The organism is Brevibacillus thermoruber 423, assembly GCF_000454065.1.
GTDB lineage: Bacteria > Bacillota > Bacilli > Brevibacillales > Brevibacillaceae > Brevibacillus > Brevibacillus thermoruber.
Genome location: NZ_KE695651.1, coordinates 539597 through 559212, shown reverse-complemented (window position 1 = coordinate 559212; position 19616 = coordinate 539597). Strand labels below are relative to the sequence as shown.

Genomic DNA, 19616 nt, shown 5'->3' with positions numbered 1-19616 from the left:
ATGGTTCCCTTTACACTGGATGTGACTGGTCTCGCGCAAAAACATTGACAATTTGAGAGAGTACATCTATGCGAAAAACAAACGTACATATGACATGTCTATCTTTTCTGTGGATCGTTTCCCTCCTGTTCCTGACCGTCGCGGTGCCCGCGTCGACAGCCAAAACCATGCCGCTGCGGGACATTTCCGACAGCTATGCGGAAGAGCAGATCCTGTCGCTGGTTCAGGCCGGCGTGATTGTCGGCGACCCCGACGGCTATTTTCACCCCCACCAGCCCGTCAAACGGGCGGAGTTCGTCGCGTTGCTGAACCGCACGCTGGGAATCCGCCCCGTCTCCAGCCAGATTCAGGCCTACACGGACGTGCCAAAATACGCCTGGGCCTACGGCGACGTGCAGGCTTCCGCCGCCTTGGGCATCGTCAGCGGCACCAGCGTGACGACCTTCGCGCCGAATCGGACGCTCACCCGCCAGGAAGCGGCCGTCATCATCATGCGGGCGTTGGGCACAAAGCCGAACGGGACGGCGAGCCTCCCCGTCGCCGATTCCTCCCGGATATCGGCGTGGGCCCAACCGTACGTCAGCGAAGCGCTCAAGACCGAGCTGCTGGTCGGCTACGCGGGGTACTTCCGCCCCACTGACCCGCTCAGCAGGGAAGAGACAGCCGTCATCCTGCATCGGGTGCTGACGCGTCTGGACAAACAGTCGGCCAAGCCTCCCGTCGTCCTCGGCTGGCAGTACCAGACGACCACCCAGGAATTTCTCCAACTGGTGAACGGCTCTGCGGTCAACACGCTCTCGCCCCGCTGGTTCTTTCTGGATCCGGACGGGTCCGTATCCGATTCCGCCGATCCTGCCCTCGTCCAGTGGGCACACGAAAAAGGGAAGCGGGTGTGGGCGCTGTTCGGCAACCGCTTTGACGCGAAGGCGACACACGAGGCCCTGTCGGCCCCGGCCAAGCGGGACGCCATCGTGGACAAGCTGGCCGCGCTCGTCGAGAAGTACCAACTGGACGGGATCAACATCGACTTTGAAAACATGGATCCGAATGACCGGAACGCCTTCACCGCGTTTGTCCGCGAACTCTCGGCCGCCCTGCATGCAAAGGGAGCGGTCGTCTCCGTCGACGTGCCGCGCGATTTGCGCAGTGACTGGAGCGATCCCTACGACTATGCGGCATTGGCCCAACATGCCGATTACCTGGTGCTGATGGCGTACGAAGAGCATTGGAGCGGCGGTCCGACAGCCGGTTCCGTCTCCTCCCTGCCGTGGCTGGCCGACAGCATCTCCGGACTGATTGGACGGGTCCCGGCCGGGAAGCTGATCGTGGGTCTGCCGCTCTACACGCGGGATTGGTATCAGGCGAACGGAAAATGGCTCTCCACCGACCTGACGATTCCCGAATCCTACCGGCTGGCCGCCGGCAGCGGCGCGAGCGTCCGCTGGGATTCCACGCTCGGTCAGTACCGGGTAAGCTATCGGAAAAACGGCGTTTCGCACTCCATCTGGATGGAAGAGAGCCGTTCCATCGGACGAAAACTGGAGACCAGTCTGAACTGGCCGGTGGCCGGGTTCGCGTTTTGGTACGTGGGGGCGCCGGTGCCGGATATCTGGACAGCGGTGTCCAACGCGTTTACCCTGCAGCAGGTCAGAGAAAAGGTCCGCTTGTAACGGCAAAGGGTACTGTACGGTAGAAAGATATTGGTGAACGAAAAGCAAGCAGCAGGAAAAGCGGCTGTCCGTGAATCGGACAGCCGCTGTTTTTTATCGGAAAGATTGTCCTTTTTTCTTTCTCCGTCAGGCAATGAGGCAGATGGCCGTATCCCACTGCAAACATCCACTCGTCATGCAGCTCGTCGCGACCACACGCCCACGCCGCTCGCTCAGCCGATTTCCTGAAGCAGCTTGCCGCGCAGCTTGGCCAGCATGTCTTCGGTCATCTTCTCCAGATCGTACTCCGCCTTGAAGCCCCACTCTTCCCGGGCAGCGGACGCGTCGATGGAGTTGGGCCAACTTTCCGCGATCGCCTGGCGCACCGGGTCTACCTGATAGTCCAGCGTAAATTCGGGCATGTGCTTGCGGATCGCGGCGGCGATCTGTTCCGGCTCCACGCTCATCGCCGTGACGTTAAACGCGTTGCGGTGCTTCAATTTGGCCGGATCGGCCTCCATCAGCGCAATGATCGCGTTCAACGCGTCCGGCATGTACATCATGTCCATGTACGTCCCCTTGGCGATGTAGGAGGTATAGGAGCCGCGTCGGATCGCTTCGTAGTAAATCTCCACCGCGTAGTCGGTCGTGCCCCCGCCCGGCGGCGTGACGTACGAGATCAGTCCGGGAAAACGGACGCCGCGGGTGTCGACGCCAAACTTGTGGAAGTAGTAGTCGCACAGCAGCTCGCCGGACACCTTGTTCACGCCGTACATGGTCGTCGGCCGCTGAATGGTGTCCTGCGGCGTGTTGTCTTTCGGCGTGGTCGGGCCGAACGCGCCGATGGAGCTGGGCGTAAAGAACTGGCAGTTCAGCTCGCGGGCCACCTCCAGCGCGTTGACCAGCCCGCCCATGTTGAGGTTCCAGGCCAGGAGCGGCTTGGCCTCCGCCGTGGCGGAGAGCAGCGCGGCCAGGTGGATGATCGTATCCACCTTGTGCGTGCGGGCCAGCTCAAACATGGCCTTGGCATCCATCACGTCCAGGATGGCGAACGGGCCGGACTGCACCACCGGGTTGTCTTCCGGCTGTCGGATGTCGGTGGCGATGACGTTGTCTGCTCCGTAGACGTCGCGCAGTTTCATGGTGAGTTCGGAGCCGATTTGTCCCAGGGCCCCGGTAATCAGTATCCTCTTCATTGCAAAATCCCCATTTCCTTGCCCACTTTTTCGTAGATGTCCAACGCGCGGTCAAGCATTTCTTTCGTGTGGGCGGCCGTCGGCATGTTGCGCACCCGCCCCGTTCCTCTCGGCACCGTCGGGAAGACGATCGCTTTCGCGTAGACGCCCGCTTCATACAGCCGTCTGCTGAATTCCTGGGTCTGCTGTTCGTCGCCGATGATGCAGGGGGTGATCGGCGTCTCGCTGTGCCCGATGTCGAAGCCCAGCGCTTTCAGGCCGTTCTTCAGGTAGTTGCCGTTTTCCCACAGGCGATCCTGCAGTTCCGTGCTGTTTTGCAGGATGTCGATGGCAGCGATGCAGGCCGCCACGTCTGCCGGCGTCAGCGCCGTGGAGAACAGGAACGGTCGAGAGCGCACCTTCAGCCAGTCGATCAGTTCCTTGCGGCCCGCCACGTATCCGCCGACCACGCCGATCGCCTTGGAGAGTGTCCCGATCTGGAAGTCGATCTTATCCGACAGGCCGAAATGCTTGACCGTGCCCGCGCCGTTGCCGAGAACCCCGGAGCCGTGCGCGTCGTCGACGTAGGTGATCAGGTCGAACTCTTCCGCCACCTCGACGATTTCCGGCAGCTTGGCAATATCGCCGTCCATGGAGAAGACGCCGTCGGTGATCACCATGATCTTTTTGTATTTGCCCGATTCTTTCGCTTCCTTGGCCTTGGCCCGCAGGTCGTCGATGTCGGAGTGGTTGAACCGGATGATCTGCGCCTTGGACAGCCGGCAGCCGTCAATAATGGACGCGTGGTTCAGTTCGTCGGACAGGATCGCGTCGTCCTTGTCCATGACGGCGGAGATTGCGGCCATGTTGCAGTTAAAACCGGATTGATAGGCGATGGCGGCTTCCGTGTGCTTGAAAGCGGCCAGCTTTTCTTCCAGCCGGACGTGCAGCTCCAGCGTGCCGTTGATCGTCCGCACCGCACCTGCGCCGACGCCGTACGTTTGGGCCGCCTTGACCGCGGCGTCGATCAAGCGCTGGTCCGTGGCCAACCCCAGATAGTTGTTGGACGACAGGTTGATCAGTTCTTTTCCGGCGATGGTAATGACGGGGCCGTTTGCGCTTTGCAGGGGGTCGATCACGTTGTACAACCCTTTGCTTTTCAAGTCGGCCAAATTCTCGTGAAGAAACTGTTCCAACACTTTGCTTGCCAAGATAGATCCCTCCCGACCAAATCACCTTTCCGCGACGGACCATCCGATTTCTCCAGAAAAGTCGCAATCCGATGTACAAATGTCCTCGTGGAAAAGACGTATCATCCGTTTGAAAAAAGCAATAAATCAATACTCTTTCCTACAAACATATCATCGTTTTCACAAAATGTCCATATGGCAAAGACAACAAAGAAAGCGGTATCATGTCGGTGCAGTATGCTTACCATTCCCTGCCCGCGGCACATTTAGTCTTTTCGGGCAAGCAAAAAACCGCTGCCCCGATCGGCTGCTGCCGAATCGGGCTGCGGTTACCGCTGCGACCTGGCGCACTACGATTGGCAAACACACTTCAGCGCCCAGGCGGCCATCCCCTTCACGCTCTTCCGTTCCCGTTTGATTCGCTGTCCTGCCCGTCACCCCCGCGATCCGCATGGGGCAAGGCCGGAAAGCGAATCGTCACCGTCGTCCCCGCCCCCGGTTCGCTGTCGATGCGGATCTCGCCCCGATGGGCTTCGACGATGCCTTTCACGATCGTCAGCCCCAGACCCGCGCCGCCCCGTTCGCGGTTGCGGGAGCGGTCTCCCCGGTAAAAGCGTTCGAACACATGCGGCAGGTCCTCAGCCGAAATCCCGCTGCCGCTGTCCTTCACGACGGCATGGACGTCATCTCCGGTCTTGTGTACCTCGATGCTCACCCGTCCCCCCGGCGGCGTATGCTTCAGGGCATTAGACAGCAGGTTGGCAAACACCTGGCCCAGCCGCTGCCGGTCGCCTGCGATCATCGCCCGAGTCCTCAGGCGCTTCTCCAGCGCCACCCCTTTTTTCGCAAACGCAGCGCTCATCGAATCGGCGGTCGTTTCCGCCACGTCGCTCAGGTCCAGCGGTCTGCTCTCCATCTCCAAAACGCCCGACTCCGCCCGGATCGCCTGATCCAGATCGCTGACCAGCCGGATGAGCCGCAGCACTTCGGCCCGCGTCGCTTCCAGGTGCTCCGGCGACGCTTCCCAAACGCCGTCGATCATGCCTTCCGTCTGCGCCAGCAGGGTATTGAGCGGCGTCCGCAGCTCGTGGGCGATGTCGGACGTGAGCCGTTTGCGCAGTTCTTCCTGCCGCTCCAGACTGGCGATCAGGTGGTTAAACGAGTCGACCAGGTCGGCCAGTTCGTCGTTTCCCCGCAACGGCGGCACGCGCACGGACAGCTTCCCTCTCGCCGCATCCAGCGCCGCCCGGCTGATGCGCACGAGCGGTCTGGTCATCGTCCGGGCCACGCTGACGCTGACCAGCACGACCAGGCCCAGCAGGACCAGCATCGTCCACAACATGGCGCTTGCGTGCGCCTGACGGAAATGGGCCTCCACGCCGCGCATCGGAGACTCCTCATAGCGGCGGACGCCGAGATAGCCGACGACGTGTCCGTCCAACGTCACGGGCAGTTTTTCCACCGCGTCGGCCTGCCGAAACGACGGATGGTTGTCGTAGCGTTTGATCAGGCGCTGTTCACGGTCGTACAGCAGCACCTCCACGCCCAGGACGCGGGAGACGGCGTCCAACTGAACATCCGCGCTCTTTCCCCATCCGTTGTCGATGCTGTAGGATTCCCTGGAGGCGGCGACGAGGTCGCGGTGCTGCTGTTCCCGCACTTCGTTCACGTACATGGAAAAATGAATCTCCATTTCTTTTATGGAAAACAGGGCGGACATCAGTATGCCGCTCGCCCCGACCGCCATGAACGCCAGCGCCAGTTTCATCCAGATCCGCTTCATGTCCATCTCCCCGTTCCTTGCTGTGTCCGCCCGCGCGTACCAGGCGACCCCTCTTCCTGTTCGGTTACAGTCTACCAAAAAGGCGGATTCTCAACCATTCGCCTTTTTGCTAGAATATATGTTCGGTATCATTGGTCTTGGCAACATTGAAGTAGAGAATGGTGGTGTGAACATGTCCGTGACCAAACAGCGTGACGCTCTGCAGCTCCTGCAGACCATCCCTTCGTTTCCCTGGTACGTGGAAAAGTTTGTGGAGCACAAGAAAGCGAAAAAACACTCCCCTTCCACGCTGTTGGGGTATTTGCGCGACTTCGCCTTCTTTTTTCGCTGGATGATGGCCGAGGGCTTGACCGACGCGGCGGAGATGAAGGAGATTCCGCTGCAAGCGCTGAACGACTTGAAAAAGGAGACCGTGGAGAGCTACATCCTCTACCTGCAGGAATCCCACCTCTACGAGCGGGCCGCCCTGCTGGACAAGCCCACGCGCAGCTCCCGCCGGGAGTACAGCGACCAGACGATCAAGCGAAAGATCTCCAGCCTGAAGTCGCTGTTCCACTATTTGGCATCGTTGGCGGAAGACGAAAACGGCGAATCCTACCTCACCCGCAACGTCATGGCCAAAATCGAGGTGGAGGCGGATGAACTCACGCCGCTCGCCCGCGCTCACGCCATGCGCGCCAAGATTTTGATCGACGGGGAGATTCACCAGTTCGTCGACTTTGTCTACAACGGGTATCTGGCCCACTGCACGACCACCAAAAAACAACAGTACCATTACCAGAACCGCGATCGGGACGCGGCGATCATCGCCCTGATCCTGTCCGGCGGGTTTCGCGTTTCGGAAATCGTCAACCTCAACCTGTCGGACGTGGTGCTGGAAAAAAACCAGCTCAAAATGGTGCGCAAAGGGAAAAAGGAAGACGCGCCGTTTTTCAGCGACTGGGGAAAGGAGCACCTGCAGCGCTACCTGCAGGTGAGGAGCAAGTATCGCCCGGCCGAGGGGGAACAGGCGGTGTTTCTCGCCGTCTCTCCCACCAAACCGCACGGCCACCGGATCGAGGTGCGCTCCGTGCAGAAGCTGGTGAAGAAATACGCCCAGGCGTTCGGCATACCCGACCTGTCCGTTCACAAGCTGCGGCACAGTTTTGCCACCCAGTTCCTCCGGCTTAACCCCGATCCGCACCAGCTTCAGGCGCAGTTGGGCCACTCCAAGCTGGAAACGACGATGCAGTACGCCCATGTGCTGGAGGATGCCTTGAGCGAAGCGGTCAACCGGACGACCCGCACGTTGGGCGCCGTCTCCCCCGAACCGAAAGAGGCGCACGATCCGATGGACGAACCCCCCGGGGCTCCTACATAAAAAAAGCCGGGAAACGTCCCCGGTCTACGGCGTTATGCAGATAGCCCCAGTTCTCAGTAAGCGGCAGACTGCGCCTGCCTGTTCAGCGAGATGGGTTCGGAGATGGCCTTGTTCTTCTCCGTTTCGCTGATCATGTGCAGGGCGGCCATCCGCTCCAGCACAACCTGCTGACGCTGCCTGGCCTTCTCCCAATGCTTGAGCGGGGAGTACGCTTCCGGCGACTTGGGCAGCGACGCCAAGAGGGCGGCCTCTCCCACGGTGAGCGTTCGGATTCCCTTTTCGCCGCCTTTGCCAAAGTACAGGTCGGCCGCACTGCCGATCCCGTAACGGCCCTGGCCGAAGTAGATCACGTTGAGGTACATCTCCAGCAGGTCCCGCTTGCTGTAGCGCCGCTCCAACTCGGCGGCGACGGCGATCTCCTTCAGCTTGCGCAGGAGCGTCTTATCGTGGGACAAAAACAGATTGCGGGCGAGCTGCATCGTGATCGTGCTGCCCCCCTGCACATAGGCACCCGCCTGCAGGTCAACCCAGAGCGCCCGCGCCAGGGCCACCGGATCGACGCCGTCGTGCTGCATAAAGCGGTGGTCCTCGATGGCGACAAACGCCTTCCAGACGTAGTCGGGCATCTCGTCGATGCGGACGTAGCCGGCGGCGGTGCCGGCGTGCAGTTGATTCAACCGGTCGTCGTCGATCCAGACCCTCCCCACAAACGACAGCAGGAGCGGCCCCAGGTACGTCGCGCAGATGACGACCAGGGCCAGCGCGGCCACCCATTTTTTCCAAGCGGCCAGGAAACGGACGCGATCGCTTCGTTGTCGGCAGGAAAACGGTGGGGTGTCCGCGGTCGACAGGGAAAGCCGATTCATCATGGTCGCCCCCTTCTGCTTACTTCCCCTTCATTCTACGGGGGGCGGTCCCTGCTTCCCATCGATTCCGCTTACAGAAACCTTACAATTTCGTAATCTGCCGTTTGCCGGTTTGGCGTCCACTCCGGCATGGGCGTCGGAAATCGCCGATCCATGAACAAACGCAACAACGCAAAACAGGTCCGGCCATGCTGGCTTTCGGACCTGCTGCGGGTGGATGGATGTGCGGCCGCTGTCACGTGCGCATCTGGTTGCTTTCCCTCTGCCGAAGCTCGACGCGGCGGATTTTGCCGGACGTGGTCTTGGGCAGGTCCGCGACGAATTCGATCTTGCGCGGGTATTTATAGGGGGCGGTCAGTTTCTTGACATGTTCCTGCAGCTCGCTGACCAGCGCATCGGACGGCGCGGCTCCCTGTTTCAGCACGACGAACGCCTTGACAACGTGGCCCCGTTCGGGGTCCGGACTGGCGACAGCGGCGCATTCCGCCACCGCCGGATGCTTGACCAGGGCGTCCTCCACTTCAAACGGACCGATCGTGTATCCGCCGGAGATGATGATGTCGTCGGAGCGGCCTTCGAACCAGATGTAGCCGTCCTCGTCCATGCGTCCCTGGTCGCCGGTGACGTACCAATTGCCGCGAAACGCCCGGGCCGTGCGCTCCGGATCGTTCAGATAGCCCTTGAACAGGGCGATCATCCCGCGGTCGATGGCGATGTCCCCCACTTCGCCCTGGGGCAGCTCGTTCCCCTCTTCGTCGACGATGGCCACGCGGACGACGGGAGAGGGGCGGCCCATCGAGCCGGGCTTGGGATCCATGCCGGCAAACGTCCCGATCAGGAGCGTGTTTTCCGTCTGGCCGTATCCGTCGCGCACGGTGATGGAAAAGACCCGGCGGAAGGTGTCGATCACTTCCCGGTTGAGCGGTTCGCCGGCGGAGCATGCCGTGCGCAGCGCCTGCAGCTTGTATTGTTCCAGACCGGAGACTTTGGCCATCAGCCGATACTCGGTCGGCGTGGCACAGAGGACGGTAATGGGGTACTGCTGCATCAGCGCGAGATACGCGAGCGGGTCGAAGCGTCCCTTGTACACGAATGCGGTCGCGCCCATGCCCAGCGTGGAGACGAACGGGCTCCACACCCATTTGGCCCAGCCGGGTCCGGCGGTCGCCCATACGAGGTCCTCTTCACGCACATCCAGCCACAGCTTGCCGGCGACTTCCAGGTGGGCATACGGCCAGCCGTGCACGTGCATCACGCCCTTGGGACCGCCGGTGGTGCCCGACGTGTACGACAAAAAGGCCAGCTCGTCCGAACGCGTATCGGCGCAGACGAATTCATCGGATTGCTCGCCCAAAAGTTCAGTCAGGGCAATCCAGCCTTCGCGCGCCCCGCCGATGGTGAGAAAGGCTTGCAGCGACGGACATTGGCCGCGAATCCCGTCCACTTCCTCCACGATGCCGTCAAAGCCGATCACGGCCTTGGCCGGCGCGTGATTGACGCGGTATTCGATATCTCTGCCGCGCAGCATCTCGGAACCGGGGATGATCACCGCCCCCAGCTTGAGCAGCCCCAGGTACAGCCCGTACGCTTCCTTGCCTCGCGGGACGAGCACCAGGACCTTGTCCCCCCGGGAAATCCCGAGCGACTGCAATCCGTTGGCGATCCGGTTGGAAAAACGGCGCAGTTCGCCGTACGAGACGACGCTTTCCTGACCGTCACCGGTAACTTCCCACACGGCCGGCTTGTCCGGGTGGCGGTTGGCCCACTCGTCCACCTGAGCGGCAAAATTGTAACGCTCCGGCATTTGAAGCTGCATGAACATTCCCCCATTCCATCAGGTATATAGGGTATGTTCTCCGTTTTTTCAATTTTCCCTCTTTGGTAAATCATTCGACTTTTTTGTGGCCAACGATCTCCCTGGAAAGAGAAGAAAGCTCCCGCGCCGCCGCGCGAGAGCCAAGCCTGTCCACTCGTTATTCCGGGATGACGCGTTTGATCGTGACGACGCGTTTTTCCCAATTGGTGCCAAAGAACGTGGAGTACGTGACACCCGGCTTGCCGTAGGTGTGCAGGATTTTTCCGTCCCCCGCGTAAATTGCCACGTGCGTGATCCGGTTCGAACTGCTGCCGGAGCTGCGCATGAAGATGAGATCTCCTTTTTTCAGTTGGCTCTTGGACACGGTTTTGCCGACGGTCGACTGCTGGCGGGAATCGCGGGGCAGGGTAATGCCCGCTTCCTTGAACACGCGCTGGGTAAACGACGAACAGTCAAACGTCTGGGTCGTGTTTTTGCTGGAACCGAACTTGTACGGCGTCCCCAGGTACTTTTCGCCGATGCGGATGATCTGGTCCGCGATGCTGCTGACACTCTCGTTACTGCTCGACGCTGTCGGTGCGGCCGACGCCGTCTCGACATAACGGCGGGCCCCCAGAAACTTGCCGTCGTAATCGGAGAGAGGTTTGAGAACGACCTGATCCTCGCGTTGGGACGAATAGACGAACTGGCCGTCTCCGACGTAAATGCCCATGAACGTCGGCTGTCCGCTGCCGCTGGACGAGAAGAAGAGCAGGTCGCCCGCCTGCAGTTCATCCCTGCCCACTGCGGTTCCGCCGCGATACAGGTCCGCCATCGTATTGGCGATGCGAATACCCGCCTGTCCGTACACATAGGTCGCCAACTGCGCGGAACCAAACGAATCCGGTCCTTCCGCTCTGTATTGGTAATCTTTTCCGATCAGTGATTTGGCAGTCTGCGCAATCGTTTCAGACGTGGCGGAATCTTGCGAATACGCTGCCGCTTGTCCGACCTGACCACCCAGCAACAGGGACGTACTCAGCAAGACGCCGATCGTCGACTTCATCATCCAATCTCGTTTCGCCATCCTCTTTTCCTCCTTGTCATGATGTGATCCCGGTCAAGGGGTACATGGACAGGGTAACGCAGGAGGAAACAGGCAGATAAGCCCTTAAAATTTTCCAATGCGGAATTCGGGACCATGGAACCGGCTGCACATCGCTTGAAATGACAGCGCCGCACACCGCTTTTCATGTTGGACAACCAAATTTGGGCAGGGCCCTTTCGCACCAGCAAAACAGCCATCTTTTGCCACAGACAGGCAGAAAGATGGCTGCATGGTTGTCACAATGTCACAATATTACACCAGCTTGGCCGTAAAGCTCCCCCATGTTTCGCCGCCCCACAGCAGCGCGAAGCGGTCGCCGTCCGCTACCGGACCGACACCGGCCGGCGTCCCCGTGTAAATCACGTCTCCTTCGCCCACGCCAAAATGCTCGTGCGTGTAGCGAATGATCGTCATCAGGTCAAAGATGACGTCGCGGATGTTTCCCCGCTGGACTTCTTCCCCGTTTTTTTGCAGCGAAAAATCGGTGGCGTGACAAGCCGCCAGCCCCGGAAACGGCCGAAACGCCGTCAAGACGGCGGAATTGCGGAATCCTTTGGCCAACAGCCAGGGATGTCCCTTCTTTTTCAGTTCACTCTGCACATCCCGAAGTGTGAAGTCAATCCCCAGGGCGATCCGATCCACCATCTCCTCCAGCGTCAGGCCCGGTTCGTACGGACGGGCGATGCGGATCACCAGTTCGGCCTCGTAGTGCAGCTCTCCGCGGCTGCCCGGAAGCTCCAGCTCCTGCCCGTTTGCGGCAGCGAGCGCATGCGTCGGCTTGCCGAACAGCATCGGAAACTCCGGCACGTCATTGCCCAGTTCGGCCGCATGCAGACGGTAGTTGCGCCCTACGCAATAAATGTTGCGGATCTGTTCCATGTCCTCTTCGCTCCTTTTTGTCTTTTGGTGCTGGCTTCTCCTCCTTACTATATCACGCCAATTTTTGGTCGGACAGCTACTGCGGTTCCCCGCTTCCCCATCCGGCTCCGTACCAGAGCCGGGCATTGCCCTCAGCCTCCAGGCCGCAGACCGTGTCGCACAGCGAATCCAGCACGCATTCCAGATCGCGCCCCCCGCCGGCCGGCCAGTAAAACCGGTAAGAGAGCATTCCCGCCGCTGCGTCCAGTTCGTGAGCCGTCACCTGCAGATCCCGTCGGCCGGCGACGACGCTCTGCCGTGCCCGAAGCGTGTCGGGGAGGGGAAAAAAGCCGTCCCACGCCTGCGGATCGTATTGCGAGGTGACTTCCACCACCAGGCGGGCGGGGTCGCGGTCGCGCTGAAACACGACGCGATCCTCCCGGTAGAAACCGCGCCCGGAAGGCAGGCGGTCCTCCATGACGAAGCGGATGTCCGCCGGCAGATCGGCAGGTTCCAACGCCGCGACCAGCCTCCCCGGGAGCAGAAAAAAGCCGTCCGGATGCCGGACCAGCTCCTCTCCCATCACATAAATGCTGACATGTTCCCGTTCTTGCCGCACTTCTACAAACATGACGGCACCTCCTCGTCATACAGTATGGTCAGAGGCGCTCGCCCCAAAACAAAAAACGGGAGGCGGCCGTCTGATCGACTGCGCTCCCGTTCTGGTATCGTTTATTCGTTTTCGAGGAAAACAGTTTGCCTCCATTTCCCGCTGGCACAGCCGGCTGCTTGGGACAGGCTGCAGCGCTTTGCTGGATCGTTACCGGTGTGCCGACGTGCCGGCCGCCTGACGGAACGCTTTGAGGAAGTTTTCCGCCGGATGGGCGCCAGACAGCGCCAGTTTGCCGTCGATGATGAAAAACGGCACGCCGGTGATGTTCAACTCGCGAGCGTACGCCAGGTCTTCGGCAATCTCCTCCCGTTTGGCGTCGGACGCGAGCTGGCTGCGGACCCATTCGGGATCCATCCCCTGCTCGGCGGCGATTGCGGCAAGCACGTCCAGGCTGCCGATGTCTTTTCCTTCCTCAAAGTACGCCCGGAAAACCGCGTCCACCAGGTCGGTCGCCCGTTCAGGCGACGCCAGCTTGATCAGCGTATGGGACGCATGGGTATTGGGCCACATCTCCACCCGGTCAAAACGAAACGGAACGCCTGCCGCCTCACCTGCGTTGGCGGCGTGCTGCACCATGCGCTGCACGACGTCGCGTCCGCCTTTCATCGCTGCCATCGTCTCCCAAAACGGCAGGCCCGCTTTGGGCGTATCCGGATTGAGCTGGTACGCGCGGTAACGGATCGTCACCGGCTCGCCGTCCCACTGCCGAATCGCGTCAAACAGATGTTTTTTTCCGATGCGGCACCACGGGCAGATCGTGTCCTGAAAGATTTCGATCATCATGATGAAAAACTCCCTTCTGTCCACCTGAGGTTATTGTACACGATCCACAACCTTTTTGTAAGCCGGTGATTTTTCGTAAGTGGATATGTGATGTTAGCTGCTGCCGCGATCCAAGGCAGCCGCTTTCCGGCGGTGGATCAGCACCGCATAGCAGAGGAGCGCCCCGATCTCGGCCGCCGCAATCACGATGCCCATCGGCGCGGCCGTGCCGCTTCCCCCGAGGCCGACCATCGGAGCCGCGATGCCGCCGGCGATAAACGAGAGCAGTCCCAACAGCGCCGAGGCGCTCCCTGCCGATCCCCCTTGACGCTGCATCGCCAGCGAAAAGCAGGTCGTGGAGACGATCCCGACACTGGAGACGACGAGAAACAAGGGCGGCAGGACGGCCGGCAGCCCCGCTCCCACGATGAACACGACGAGTAAGGAAAGGCCGCCCAGCGAAGCGAGGCCCAGCCCGGTGACCAGCAGCCTGGATTCGCTTACCCGACCGGCCAATCTCCCGGTGACCTGACCGGCGATGATGATGCCCAACCCGTTCATGGCAAAAACGAGGCTGAACATCTGCGGGGTAACGCCGTAGATGTTTTGCAGCACAAAGGGAGAGCCGGCAATATAGGCAAACATGGCGGCGGTCACAAGTCCCTGCGTCAGCGCGTACCCCATAAAGCCGCGGTCTCTGACGAGGCTTCCAAACGTGAGCAGGGTGTTCTTCACCCCGCCTTTGGAGCGGCGTTCGGCCGGCAGCGTCTCAGGCAGGCCGAAACGAACGACCAGCACCATCACCACGCCGATGAGACCGAGGACCGCGAACACCCCGTGCCAGGAGGTCACGCGCAGCAGTTGGCCGCCGGCAATCGGGGCCAGAATCGGCGCGGCCCCGTTGACCAGCATCAACAGCGAAAAAAACCTGGTCAGTTCCGTACCCGCGTAAAGGTCCCGGGCGACCGCGCGGGAAATCACGATCCCGGCCGCTCCCGCCGCTCCCTGGAGAAAGCGCAGCAGGATCAACGCCCAGATGGAGGGAGCAGCCGCACAAAAAAATGAGGCGGCGGCATAGACGACCAGTCCCGCCATCAGCGGCAGGCGGCGGCCGCGTACATCGCTCAGCGGACCGGCCACCACCTGTCCCAGCGACAGCCCGAGCAGGCAGGCCGTCAGGCTTAGCTGTGCCACCGAGGTACTGGTGTGCAAATCGTCGGCCAGCATCGGCAGACCGGGCAGGTACATGTCCAGAGAAAGCGGTCCAAACGCGGACAGCGCCCCAAGGACGATCACCATCCATATCCTGCGTGTTCGCGAAGCTGCGGGCGAAGCGGCTTCCACGGCGTCTCGCAGATCGTTCATGAAGACATTCAAACCTTTCCTGGCGGGATTTGGCCCGGCAGCATCAGTACGCGCATGCCGATGTCGTGCGGCATCCATACTCGCTGCGAAAGCCAGCCTGTCTGATTTTTTTTGCCGGCTAATTATTTGCCGATTTCGTTGCGGAAGGCTTCCAAATCGTCGAGCATCTGCTTCAGCAAGCGGCGGAACAACAGCTTTTCCTCCAGGCTGAAGTGCTCCAGGCACCTGTTCTCGATCGTGCGCAGCGCTTCCTTTACCGCGTCGGCTGCGCGCCTCCCCTTCTCGGTAAGGTAGACTCTCGCCACGCGCTGATCGTGAGGGTCCGGCCTGCGTTCGACAAGCCCCGCCTTTTGCATCCGGTTGATCATCACGGTGAGCGTGGCCGGTTTTACGTGGATGCGGCGGGCCAGTTCCTTCTGCATTTGTCCGTCCGTCTCAGCAAGCCGCAGCAGGAGAGGGGGTTGGCCCGGGAACACGTCATAATCCTGCAGCAGCAAATCGACGTTGTGCCGGTAGAGTTTGACCACGTGTCCCATCAGATGCGTCAACGCGTCGGCGTAGTGAAAATCCACGCTGCTTTCCTCTCCTTTAGTTAGTCGACTAATGATAAGTAAACAAAATGTACGTCATTCGCCAGCGGGTGTCAATACACGGGAACCATCCGACCGGCAGCTCTTCTTTGTCACCATGGCATGACCCGACCGTTCACACAGCATCCGCGGCTGTTTGGACCGCCCGGAACGCATCAAAAAAGCCCAAGCGAAATGCGCTTGGGCTTTGCCGTATCTCGTATCCGTTGTGAAGCGTACGCAGGGTTTTCCGCCCGCACTCTTCATCTTGGCAAGGCGATGCTCAAACCGTACGGCGGTACTTGATCTGGTGCCATTCGCCGCCTTGTACGGGATGGGTTTGGTGCGGTCGAGAGGACTTGAACCTCCACGGTGTTGCCACCACTAGAACCTGAATCTAGCGCGTCTGCCAATTCCGCCACGACCGCATGGTACGATGTGTAATGCCGGTATTCACAATTTCAATCGAGTAATTTGTCCCGGGGGAAGCGTCCCGTGCAACGGCCTGGTCACGCATGCGGGAAAAAGGTTGGTGCGGTCAAGAGGACTTGAACCTCCACGGTGTTGCCACCACTAGAACCTGAATCTAGCGCGTCTGCCAATTCCGCCATGACCGCATGTACATGGTGTGGTGCCGGCGATAGGAATCGAACCCACAACCCCCTGATTACAAGTCAGGTGCTCTACCAATTGAGCTACACCGGCGTCGCCGTACGTGAACGTATTATTGGAAAAGATGGCGGAGCTGACGGGACTCGAACCCGCGACCTCCGGTGTGACAGACCGGCGTGAACTCCAGCTTCACCACAGCTCCGTGTGCTCTGCCATCTGCTGTTTCTCATCGTGCAGCGACTCTTGTAATATAGCACGGTCGAAAGGATAAACGCAAGCACTTTTTTTGCCGATCTTTGAAAAATTTTTTCATAGATTTACCAGGCAAATTCCGCTACAATTTACCATAGAGACTCGCGGAAAATGCTGAATGATGGAGACGAACGACGATGAAACCAACTGCACGATTTTTCACCATCCTCTCCTTCCTGGCCCTGACGCCGGCAGCGGCGATCCCGGCAGCCGCGCAGGAGTCTCCCTCCGTCTATGTCGTGGCGGCCGGAGACACCTTGAGCAAAATCGCGCGGGAACACCGGACGACCGTGCAGGCGCTGATGAAGACGAACAGCTTGACGTCCGACCGCCTGGCGATCGGGCAGAAGCTGAACCTGCCGATTCCCGAAACGGCCCGCGCCGAAACGCCAGCCCCACAGCCGTCTGACGTTCCGCCGGCCTCCGGCAGCGATGCCAGCGTCCGTCCGCCGGACATTGCGGGCAGCCGGAGCATGACGGTTGCGGCGGATGTGCTGAACGTGCGTCAAACGCCTTCCCTCGACGGCGCGATTGTGGGAAAACTGCCCTTCGGAGCCGTCGTACAGATCCTGGAGCCTGGCGCTGAATGGAGCAAAATCGCCTACGGGTCGACGGAAGCCTATGTCTTCTCCTCGTTTCTGAGCGACACCGCCGCCCCGGCTCCTTCGGCTTCGCTCCCCGTTTTTTCCACTGATACCCGCGGCGCGGAACGTCTGCAGGCGATTGTCCAGCCGCTGCTGAAGACCCCTTACGTGTTTGGGGGAACGACGCCGGACGGATTTGACTGCAGCGGCTTTACCGCCTACGTCTTTCACCAGCTTGGCGTCACGCTGCCGCGCACGTCGGAAGAACAGTTTGCCGGTGGACAAGCCGTTCCCCTGGAACAGGCCATGCCGGGCGATTTGCTCTTCTACGACTCGCTGAACAAAGGGCGCGTCTCCCACGTCGCTCTCTACATGGGCAACGGCCTCATCGTCCACGCCAACGGAAACGAAGTCCGTTACGAAAAAGTGGAAAACATGCACAAGCTCTACCCCTTTTACGGAGTGAAGCGCTACCTGACCGAATGGGTCGAGTAGCGCGAACAAGACAAACGGCAAGGCTTGCACAAGCCCTGCCGTTTTTTTATTTGTCACAAAACCCCGGCGGCCGGTGTGGGTCGAACGGGCCGAGTCCTTGTCCGGCCTGCCGTCCGCGCAAAAAACAGGAGCAAAAATAAGACTTTTCGCTTTGTTTTTTTCCGTCCCACCTGTGGTACAACTATGCTGAGTAATTCCATTCAGGAGGAAGCCGTTATGAAACTGTTTCGTCCCTCGTCGCGCGGCATGTGGATCGCTGCCGTCAGTACGATCCTCATCCTGCCGTTCGTTTTTCCCGTGCTGTCCCATGCTCCCGCACCGGCTGAGATCCAAACGGACGATCGCCGCCTGATCAAGGCGACGTGGCTGTGGGACGCGCGCCGGATCGCGACCGAACCGGACGAGATCCTCTCGTTTTTGCAGAAAAACGGTGTGAATCTGCTCTACCTGCAGGTAAAGCCGTCCGACGTCTCCGTCGACCACTACCGGCACTTCATTCGAAAGGCGCGGTCGCTCGGCATCGACGTGCACGCCCTGAACGGCCAACCCGAGTGGGCGTTTCTGCATCGCTATGACGAACTGCAGTCGTTTGTCGATTGGGTGCGGGGATACAACGATGCCGTGCTGAGAAGCGAAAGCTTCACCGGCATCCACCTCGACATCGAGCCTTACCTGCTTCCGCAGTGGAAAACCGACCGCGACCGGGTGATCCGCGAATGGAAGGAAAATACCGAGCGCATCGTCGCGCAGATCAAGGAGCGCAGCGATCTGGTCGCGGGGGCCGATCTGCCCTTCTGGCTGGATGACGTTCCCGCGGTTCCCGGCGAGACTCCCTCCGGGCAGCTCAGCTCGTGGATGATCCGGCAGTTTGATCACGTCACACTGATGGCCTACCGCAACAAGGCGGTGGAAGACGACGGCATCCTGGCGCATGTCCGAAGTGAACTGAAAACCGCCGCCGCCTGGAACAAGACCGTGCTGGTCGGCGTCAGCATCAACGCCACGGACGAAGGCGACAAGGTAAGTTTCGCGGAAAAAGGAAAGGCCGAGATGCAGCGCCAGTTGTCCATAACTGACGCGCATCTGCGGCCGTTTGCCTCGTATGGGGGCCATGCCATCCACGATTACGCCTCGTGGAAAGCGGCGAAGGACTAGATCGCCATGGACGGCTCCTTCGCCTCCACGGGCGCAATGGACGTGCCCAGTTTGTATAAATGCGGAGCATGAATGCCGTCAAAAGCGTTGCGCGTATCCAGAATGGCGACACCCAGGTCGGCCAGTTCGCGGTAATTAAACGCGCTGTGGTTGGTGATCAGCACCATGATGTCGTACTTTTTCCACTCACGGATGTCGTACTCGACGCTCTTCACTTCACGCCCGTGTTTGTCCTTGAACGTGTGGGCGTGCGGATCGTAGTAGTCGACCAGCGCCCCTGCGTCCTTGAACAGTTCGTACACCTGCAATCCCGGAGATTCGCGCAGGTCGTCGATGTCCGGTTTGTACGCCATTCCCAGCAGCAGGACGCGCGAGTTGCGCAGCGATTTGGCGTATCGGTTGAGAATGATCGACGCCTTGTAGACGACGTAATCCGGCATGCCGTTGTTGATCGATTGGGCCAGGTCGATAAACTTGCTGAAGAAGCGGTACCCTTTCGCCTTCCACGACAGGTACATCGGGTCCAGCGGAATGCAATGGCCGCCGATGCCCGGGCCGGGATAGAACGGCATGAATCCGAACGGTTTGGTCGAGGACGCCTTGATGACCTCCCACACGTCGATGCCCATCCGTTCGCACATCAGCGCCATCTCGTTGATGAAGGCGATGTTCACGCTGCGGAAGGTGTTTTCCAGCAGCTTCGACATTTCCGCCACTTTCGTCGACGAAACGGGAACGATGTGTTCGATGAAGTTGCTGTACAACTGGACACCCAGCGCCAGGCATTTCTCGGTCGTACCACCGATGACCTTCGGCGTATTGGTGGTTTGGAAACGGCTGTTGCCGGGATCCACCCGCTCCGGCGAGAAGCACAGGAAAAAGTCGGTTCCCACACGGTAGCCCATTTTTTCCAGCTCCCACTGAATCAGCTCTTCGGTGGTGCCGGGATAGGTGGTGCTTTCCAGGGTGATCAGCGGTCCGTTCTGGACGTAGTGTTTGATCTGGTCAACGACCCGGGAAATGTAGGACGTGTCCGGGTCCTGATTCTCACTCAGCGGCGTCGGCACGCAAATGCTGATCGCGTCCAACTCCTTCAATACGCGGTAATCGGCGGTGGCGATCAATCGGCCTTCCTCCACCAACGGGCGGACTGACTCGGCAGGTACGTCGCGAATGTACGACTCTCCCCGCTGCAGCGTCTCGATTTTTTTCAGATCCAGATCGATGCCAAACACGGTGAACCCGTGTCTCGCGATCTCGACGGCAAGCGGTAGGCCGACATAGCCCAATCCGATGACACCGACTTTTGCTGTTTTGTTTTCAATTTTTTGCTGCAATGCCGTAAATCTGTCCACTTGGCATCCC

Annotated in this window: 16 protein-coding genes and 4 tRNA genes; 4 read left to right on the top strand and 16 right to left on the bottom strand. The window is 60.1% G+C overall.

Annotated elements, in window-relative coordinates; genetic code table 11:
- Positions 1-68: 68 nt before the first annotated feature.
- Positions 69-1670, top strand: coding sequence for an S-layer homology domain-containing protein (locus tag M516_RS0114200; RefSeq protein ID WP_029099727.1), 1602 nt, complete (start codon positions 69-71; stop codon positions 1668-1670).
- Between the two features lie 212 nt (positions 1671-1882).
- Here the strand turns inward: M516_RS0114200 and M516_RS0114195 are convergent, their stop codons facing one another.
- From M516_RS0114195 to M516_RS23505, 3 genes are all read right to left on the bottom strand, one after another.
- Positions 1883-2845, bottom strand: coding sequence for an L-threonine 3-dehydrogenase (locus tag M516_RS0114195; RefSeq protein WP_029099726.1), 963 nt, complete (start codon positions 2843-2845; stop codon positions 1883-1885).
- Entirely contained in the window at positions 2842-4035 is a 1194-nt protein-coding gene (locus M516_RS0114190; protein WP_029099725.1) for a glycine C-acetyltransferase, read from the bottom strand. The genes M516_RS0114195 and M516_RS0114190 overlap by 4 nt, the downstream gene beginning before the upstream one ends.
- Positions 4036-4408: 373 nt before the next feature.
- Positions 4409-5797 (bottom strand): HAMP domain-containing sensor histidine kinase, encoded by a 1389-nt coding sequence (locus tag M516_RS23505; RefSeq protein ID WP_051188221.1) that lies wholly within the window; start codon positions 5795-5797, stop codon positions 4409-4411.
- A gap of 172 nt (positions 5798-5969) precedes the next feature.
- Here M516_RS23505 and xerS point away from each other — a divergent pair, with 172 nt between their 5' ends.
- Entirely contained in the window at positions 5970-7157 is a 1188-nt protein-coding gene (xerS, locus tag M516_RS23500) for a tyrosine recombinase XerS (protein WP_081656546.1), read from the top strand.
- A gap of 53 nt (positions 7158-7210) precedes the next feature.
- Here xerS and M516_RS23495 read toward each other — a convergent pair whose 3' ends face one another.
- The 12 genes from M516_RS23495 to M516_RS0114120 all read right to left on the bottom strand — a co-directional run bounded on the left by M516_RS23495 (position 7211) and on the right by M516_RS0114120 (position 15967).
- Positions 7211-8026 (bottom strand): transglycosylase domain-containing protein, encoded by an 816-nt coding sequence (locus tag M516_RS23495; RefSeq protein WP_238550977.1) that lies wholly within the window; start codon positions 8024-8026, stop codon positions 7211-7213.
- A 232-nt stretch (positions 8027-8258) separates the two neighbouring features.
- Positions 8259-9839: an acetate--CoA ligase gene (locus M516_RS0114170; RefSeq protein ID WP_029099724.1), complete on the bottom strand. Its 1581-nt coding sequence runs from the start codon at positions 9837-9839 to the stop codon at positions 8259-8261.
- Positions 9840-9996: 157 nt separating this feature from the next.
- The gene (locus tag M516_RS0114165; protein WP_029099723.1) at positions 9997-10905 is read right to left on the bottom strand and encodes a C40 family peptidase; all 909 of its coding nucleotides are present in this window, start codon (positions 10903-10905) and stop codon (positions 9997-9999) included.
- A 273-nt stretch (positions 10906-11178) separates the two neighbouring features.
- Complete coding sequence (locus M516_RS0114160) at positions 11179-11805, bottom strand: fumarylacetoacetate hydrolase family protein (RefSeq protein ID WP_029099722.1); 627 nt, start codon at positions 11803-11805, stop codon at positions 11179-11181.
- A gap of 76 nt (positions 11806-11881) precedes the next feature.
- On the bottom strand, positions 11882-12415 hold the full coding sequence (locus M516_RS0114155; RefSeq protein WP_029099721.1) for a hypothetical protein: 534 nt from the start codon (positions 12413-12415) through the stop codon (positions 11882-11884).
- A gap of 189 nt (positions 12416-12604) precedes the next feature.
- Positions 12605-13240, bottom strand: a complete 636-nt coding sequence (locus M516_RS0114150) for a DsbA family oxidoreductase (RefSeq protein WP_029099720.1) — start codon at positions 13238-13240, stop codon at positions 12605-12607.
- A 93-nt stretch (positions 13241-13333) separates the two neighbouring features.
- Positions 13334-14584, bottom strand: a complete 1251-nt coding sequence (locus M516_RS0114145; RefSeq protein ID WP_029099719.1) for a multidrug effflux MFS transporter — start codon at positions 14582-14584, stop codon at positions 13334-13336.
- A 122-nt stretch (positions 14585-14706) separates the two neighbouring features.
- Complete coding sequence (locus tag M516_RS0114140) at positions 14707-15156, bottom strand: MarR family winged helix-turn-helix transcriptional regulator (protein WP_029099718.1); 450 nt, start codon at positions 15154-15156, stop codon at positions 14707-14709.
- Positions 15157-15494: 338 nt separating this feature from the next.
- Positions 15495-15581: transfer RNA gene (locus tag M516_RS0114135), tRNA-Leu, on the bottom strand.
- A gap of 102 nt (positions 15582-15683) precedes the next feature.
- A tRNA-Leu gene (locus tag M516_RS0114130) sits at positions 15684-15770 on the bottom strand.
- A 12-nt stretch (positions 15771-15782) separates the two neighbouring features.
- Positions 15783-15858, bottom strand: a tRNA-Thr gene (locus M516_RS0114125).
- Between the two features lie 32 nt (positions 15859-15890).
- A tRNA-Asp gene (locus tag M516_RS0114120) sits at positions 15891-15967 on the bottom strand.
- A 187-nt stretch (positions 15968-16154) separates the two neighbouring features.
- Here M516_RS0114120 and M516_RS0114115 point away from each other — a divergent pair.
- Together M516_RS0114115 and M516_RS0114110 are read left to right on the top strand one after the other, a co-directional pair.
- A complete protein-coding gene (locus M516_RS0114115; RefSeq protein ID WP_029099717.1) occupies positions 16155-17096 on the top strand; it encodes a C40 family peptidase in 942 nt (313 codons plus the stop codon).
- Between the two features lie 216 nt (positions 17097-17312).
- Positions 17313-18251 carry a hypothetical protein gene (locus M516_RS0114110; RefSeq protein ID WP_029099716.1) on the top strand — a complete coding sequence of 313 codons (939 nt, stop codon included), beginning with the start codon at positions 17313-17315 and terminating at the stop codon, positions 18249-18251.
- Here the strand turns inward: M516_RS0114110 and M516_RS0114105 are convergent.
- Entirely contained in the window at positions 18248-19606 is a 1359-nt protein-coding gene (locus M516_RS0114105; protein ID WP_029099715.1) for a nucleotide sugar dehydrogenase, read from the bottom strand. The two genes, M516_RS0114110 and M516_RS0114105, sit on opposite strands and share 4 nt — an antisense overlap.
- Positions 19607-19616 lie beyond the last annotated feature (10 nt).

What these genes read in the sequence shown, in the direction of transcription:
- M516_RS0114150 (WP_029099720.1), bottom strand. Translation starts at nt 13,240, where the DNA reads ATGATGATCGAAATCTTTCAGGACACGATCTGCCCGTGGTGCCGCATC.
- M516_RS0114170 (WP_029099724.1), bottom strand. Translation starts at nt 9,839, where the DNA reads ATGCAGCTTCAAATGCCGGAGCGTTACAATTTTGCCGCTCAGGTGGAC.
- M516_RS23505 (WP_051188221.1), bottom strand. Translation starts at nt 5,797, where the DNA reads ATGAAGCGGATCTGGATGAAACTGGCGCTGGCGTTCATGGCGGTCGGG.
- M516_RS0114145 (WP_029099719.1), bottom strand. Translation starts at nt 14,584, where the DNA reads ATGAACGATCTGCGAGACGCCGTGGAAGCCGCTTCGCCCGCAGCTTCG.
- M516_RS0114115 (WP_029099717.1), top strand. Translation starts at nt 16,155, where the DNA reads ATGAAACCAACTGCACGATTTTTCACCATCCTCTCCTTCCTGGCCCTG.
- xerS (WP_081656546.1), top strand. Translation starts at nt 5,970, where the DNA reads ATGTCCGTGACCAAACAGCGTGACGCTCTGCAGCTCCTGCAGACCATC.
- M516_RS0114160 (WP_029099722.1), bottom strand. Translation starts at nt 11,805, where the DNA reads ATGGAACAGATCCGCAACATTTATTGCGTAGGGCGCAACTACCGTCTG.
- M516_RS0114195 (WP_029099726.1), bottom strand. Translation starts at nt 2,845, where the DNA reads ATGAAGAGGATACTGATTACCGGGGCCCTGGGACAAATCGGCTCCGAA.
- M516_RS0114200 (WP_029099727.1), top strand. Translation starts at nt 69, where the DNA reads ATGCGAAAAACAAACGTACATATGACATGTCTATCTTTTCTGTGGATC.
- M516_RS0114110 (WP_029099716.1), top strand. Translation starts at nt 17,313, where the DNA reads ATGAAACTGTTTCGTCCCTCGTCGCGCGGCATGTGGATCGCTGCCGTC.
- M516_RS0114155 (WP_029099721.1), bottom strand. Translation starts at nt 12,415, where the DNA reads ATGTTTGTAGAAGTGCGGCAAGAACGGGAACATGTCAGCATTTATGTG.
- M516_RS23495 (WP_238550977.1), bottom strand. Translation starts at nt 8,026, where the DNA reads ATGATGAATCGGCTTTCCCTGTCGACCGCGGACACCCCACCGTTTTCC.
- M516_RS0114165 (WP_029099723.1), bottom strand. Translation starts at nt 10,905, where the DNA reads ATGGCGAAACGAGATTGGATGATGAAGTCGACGATCGGCGTCTTGCTG.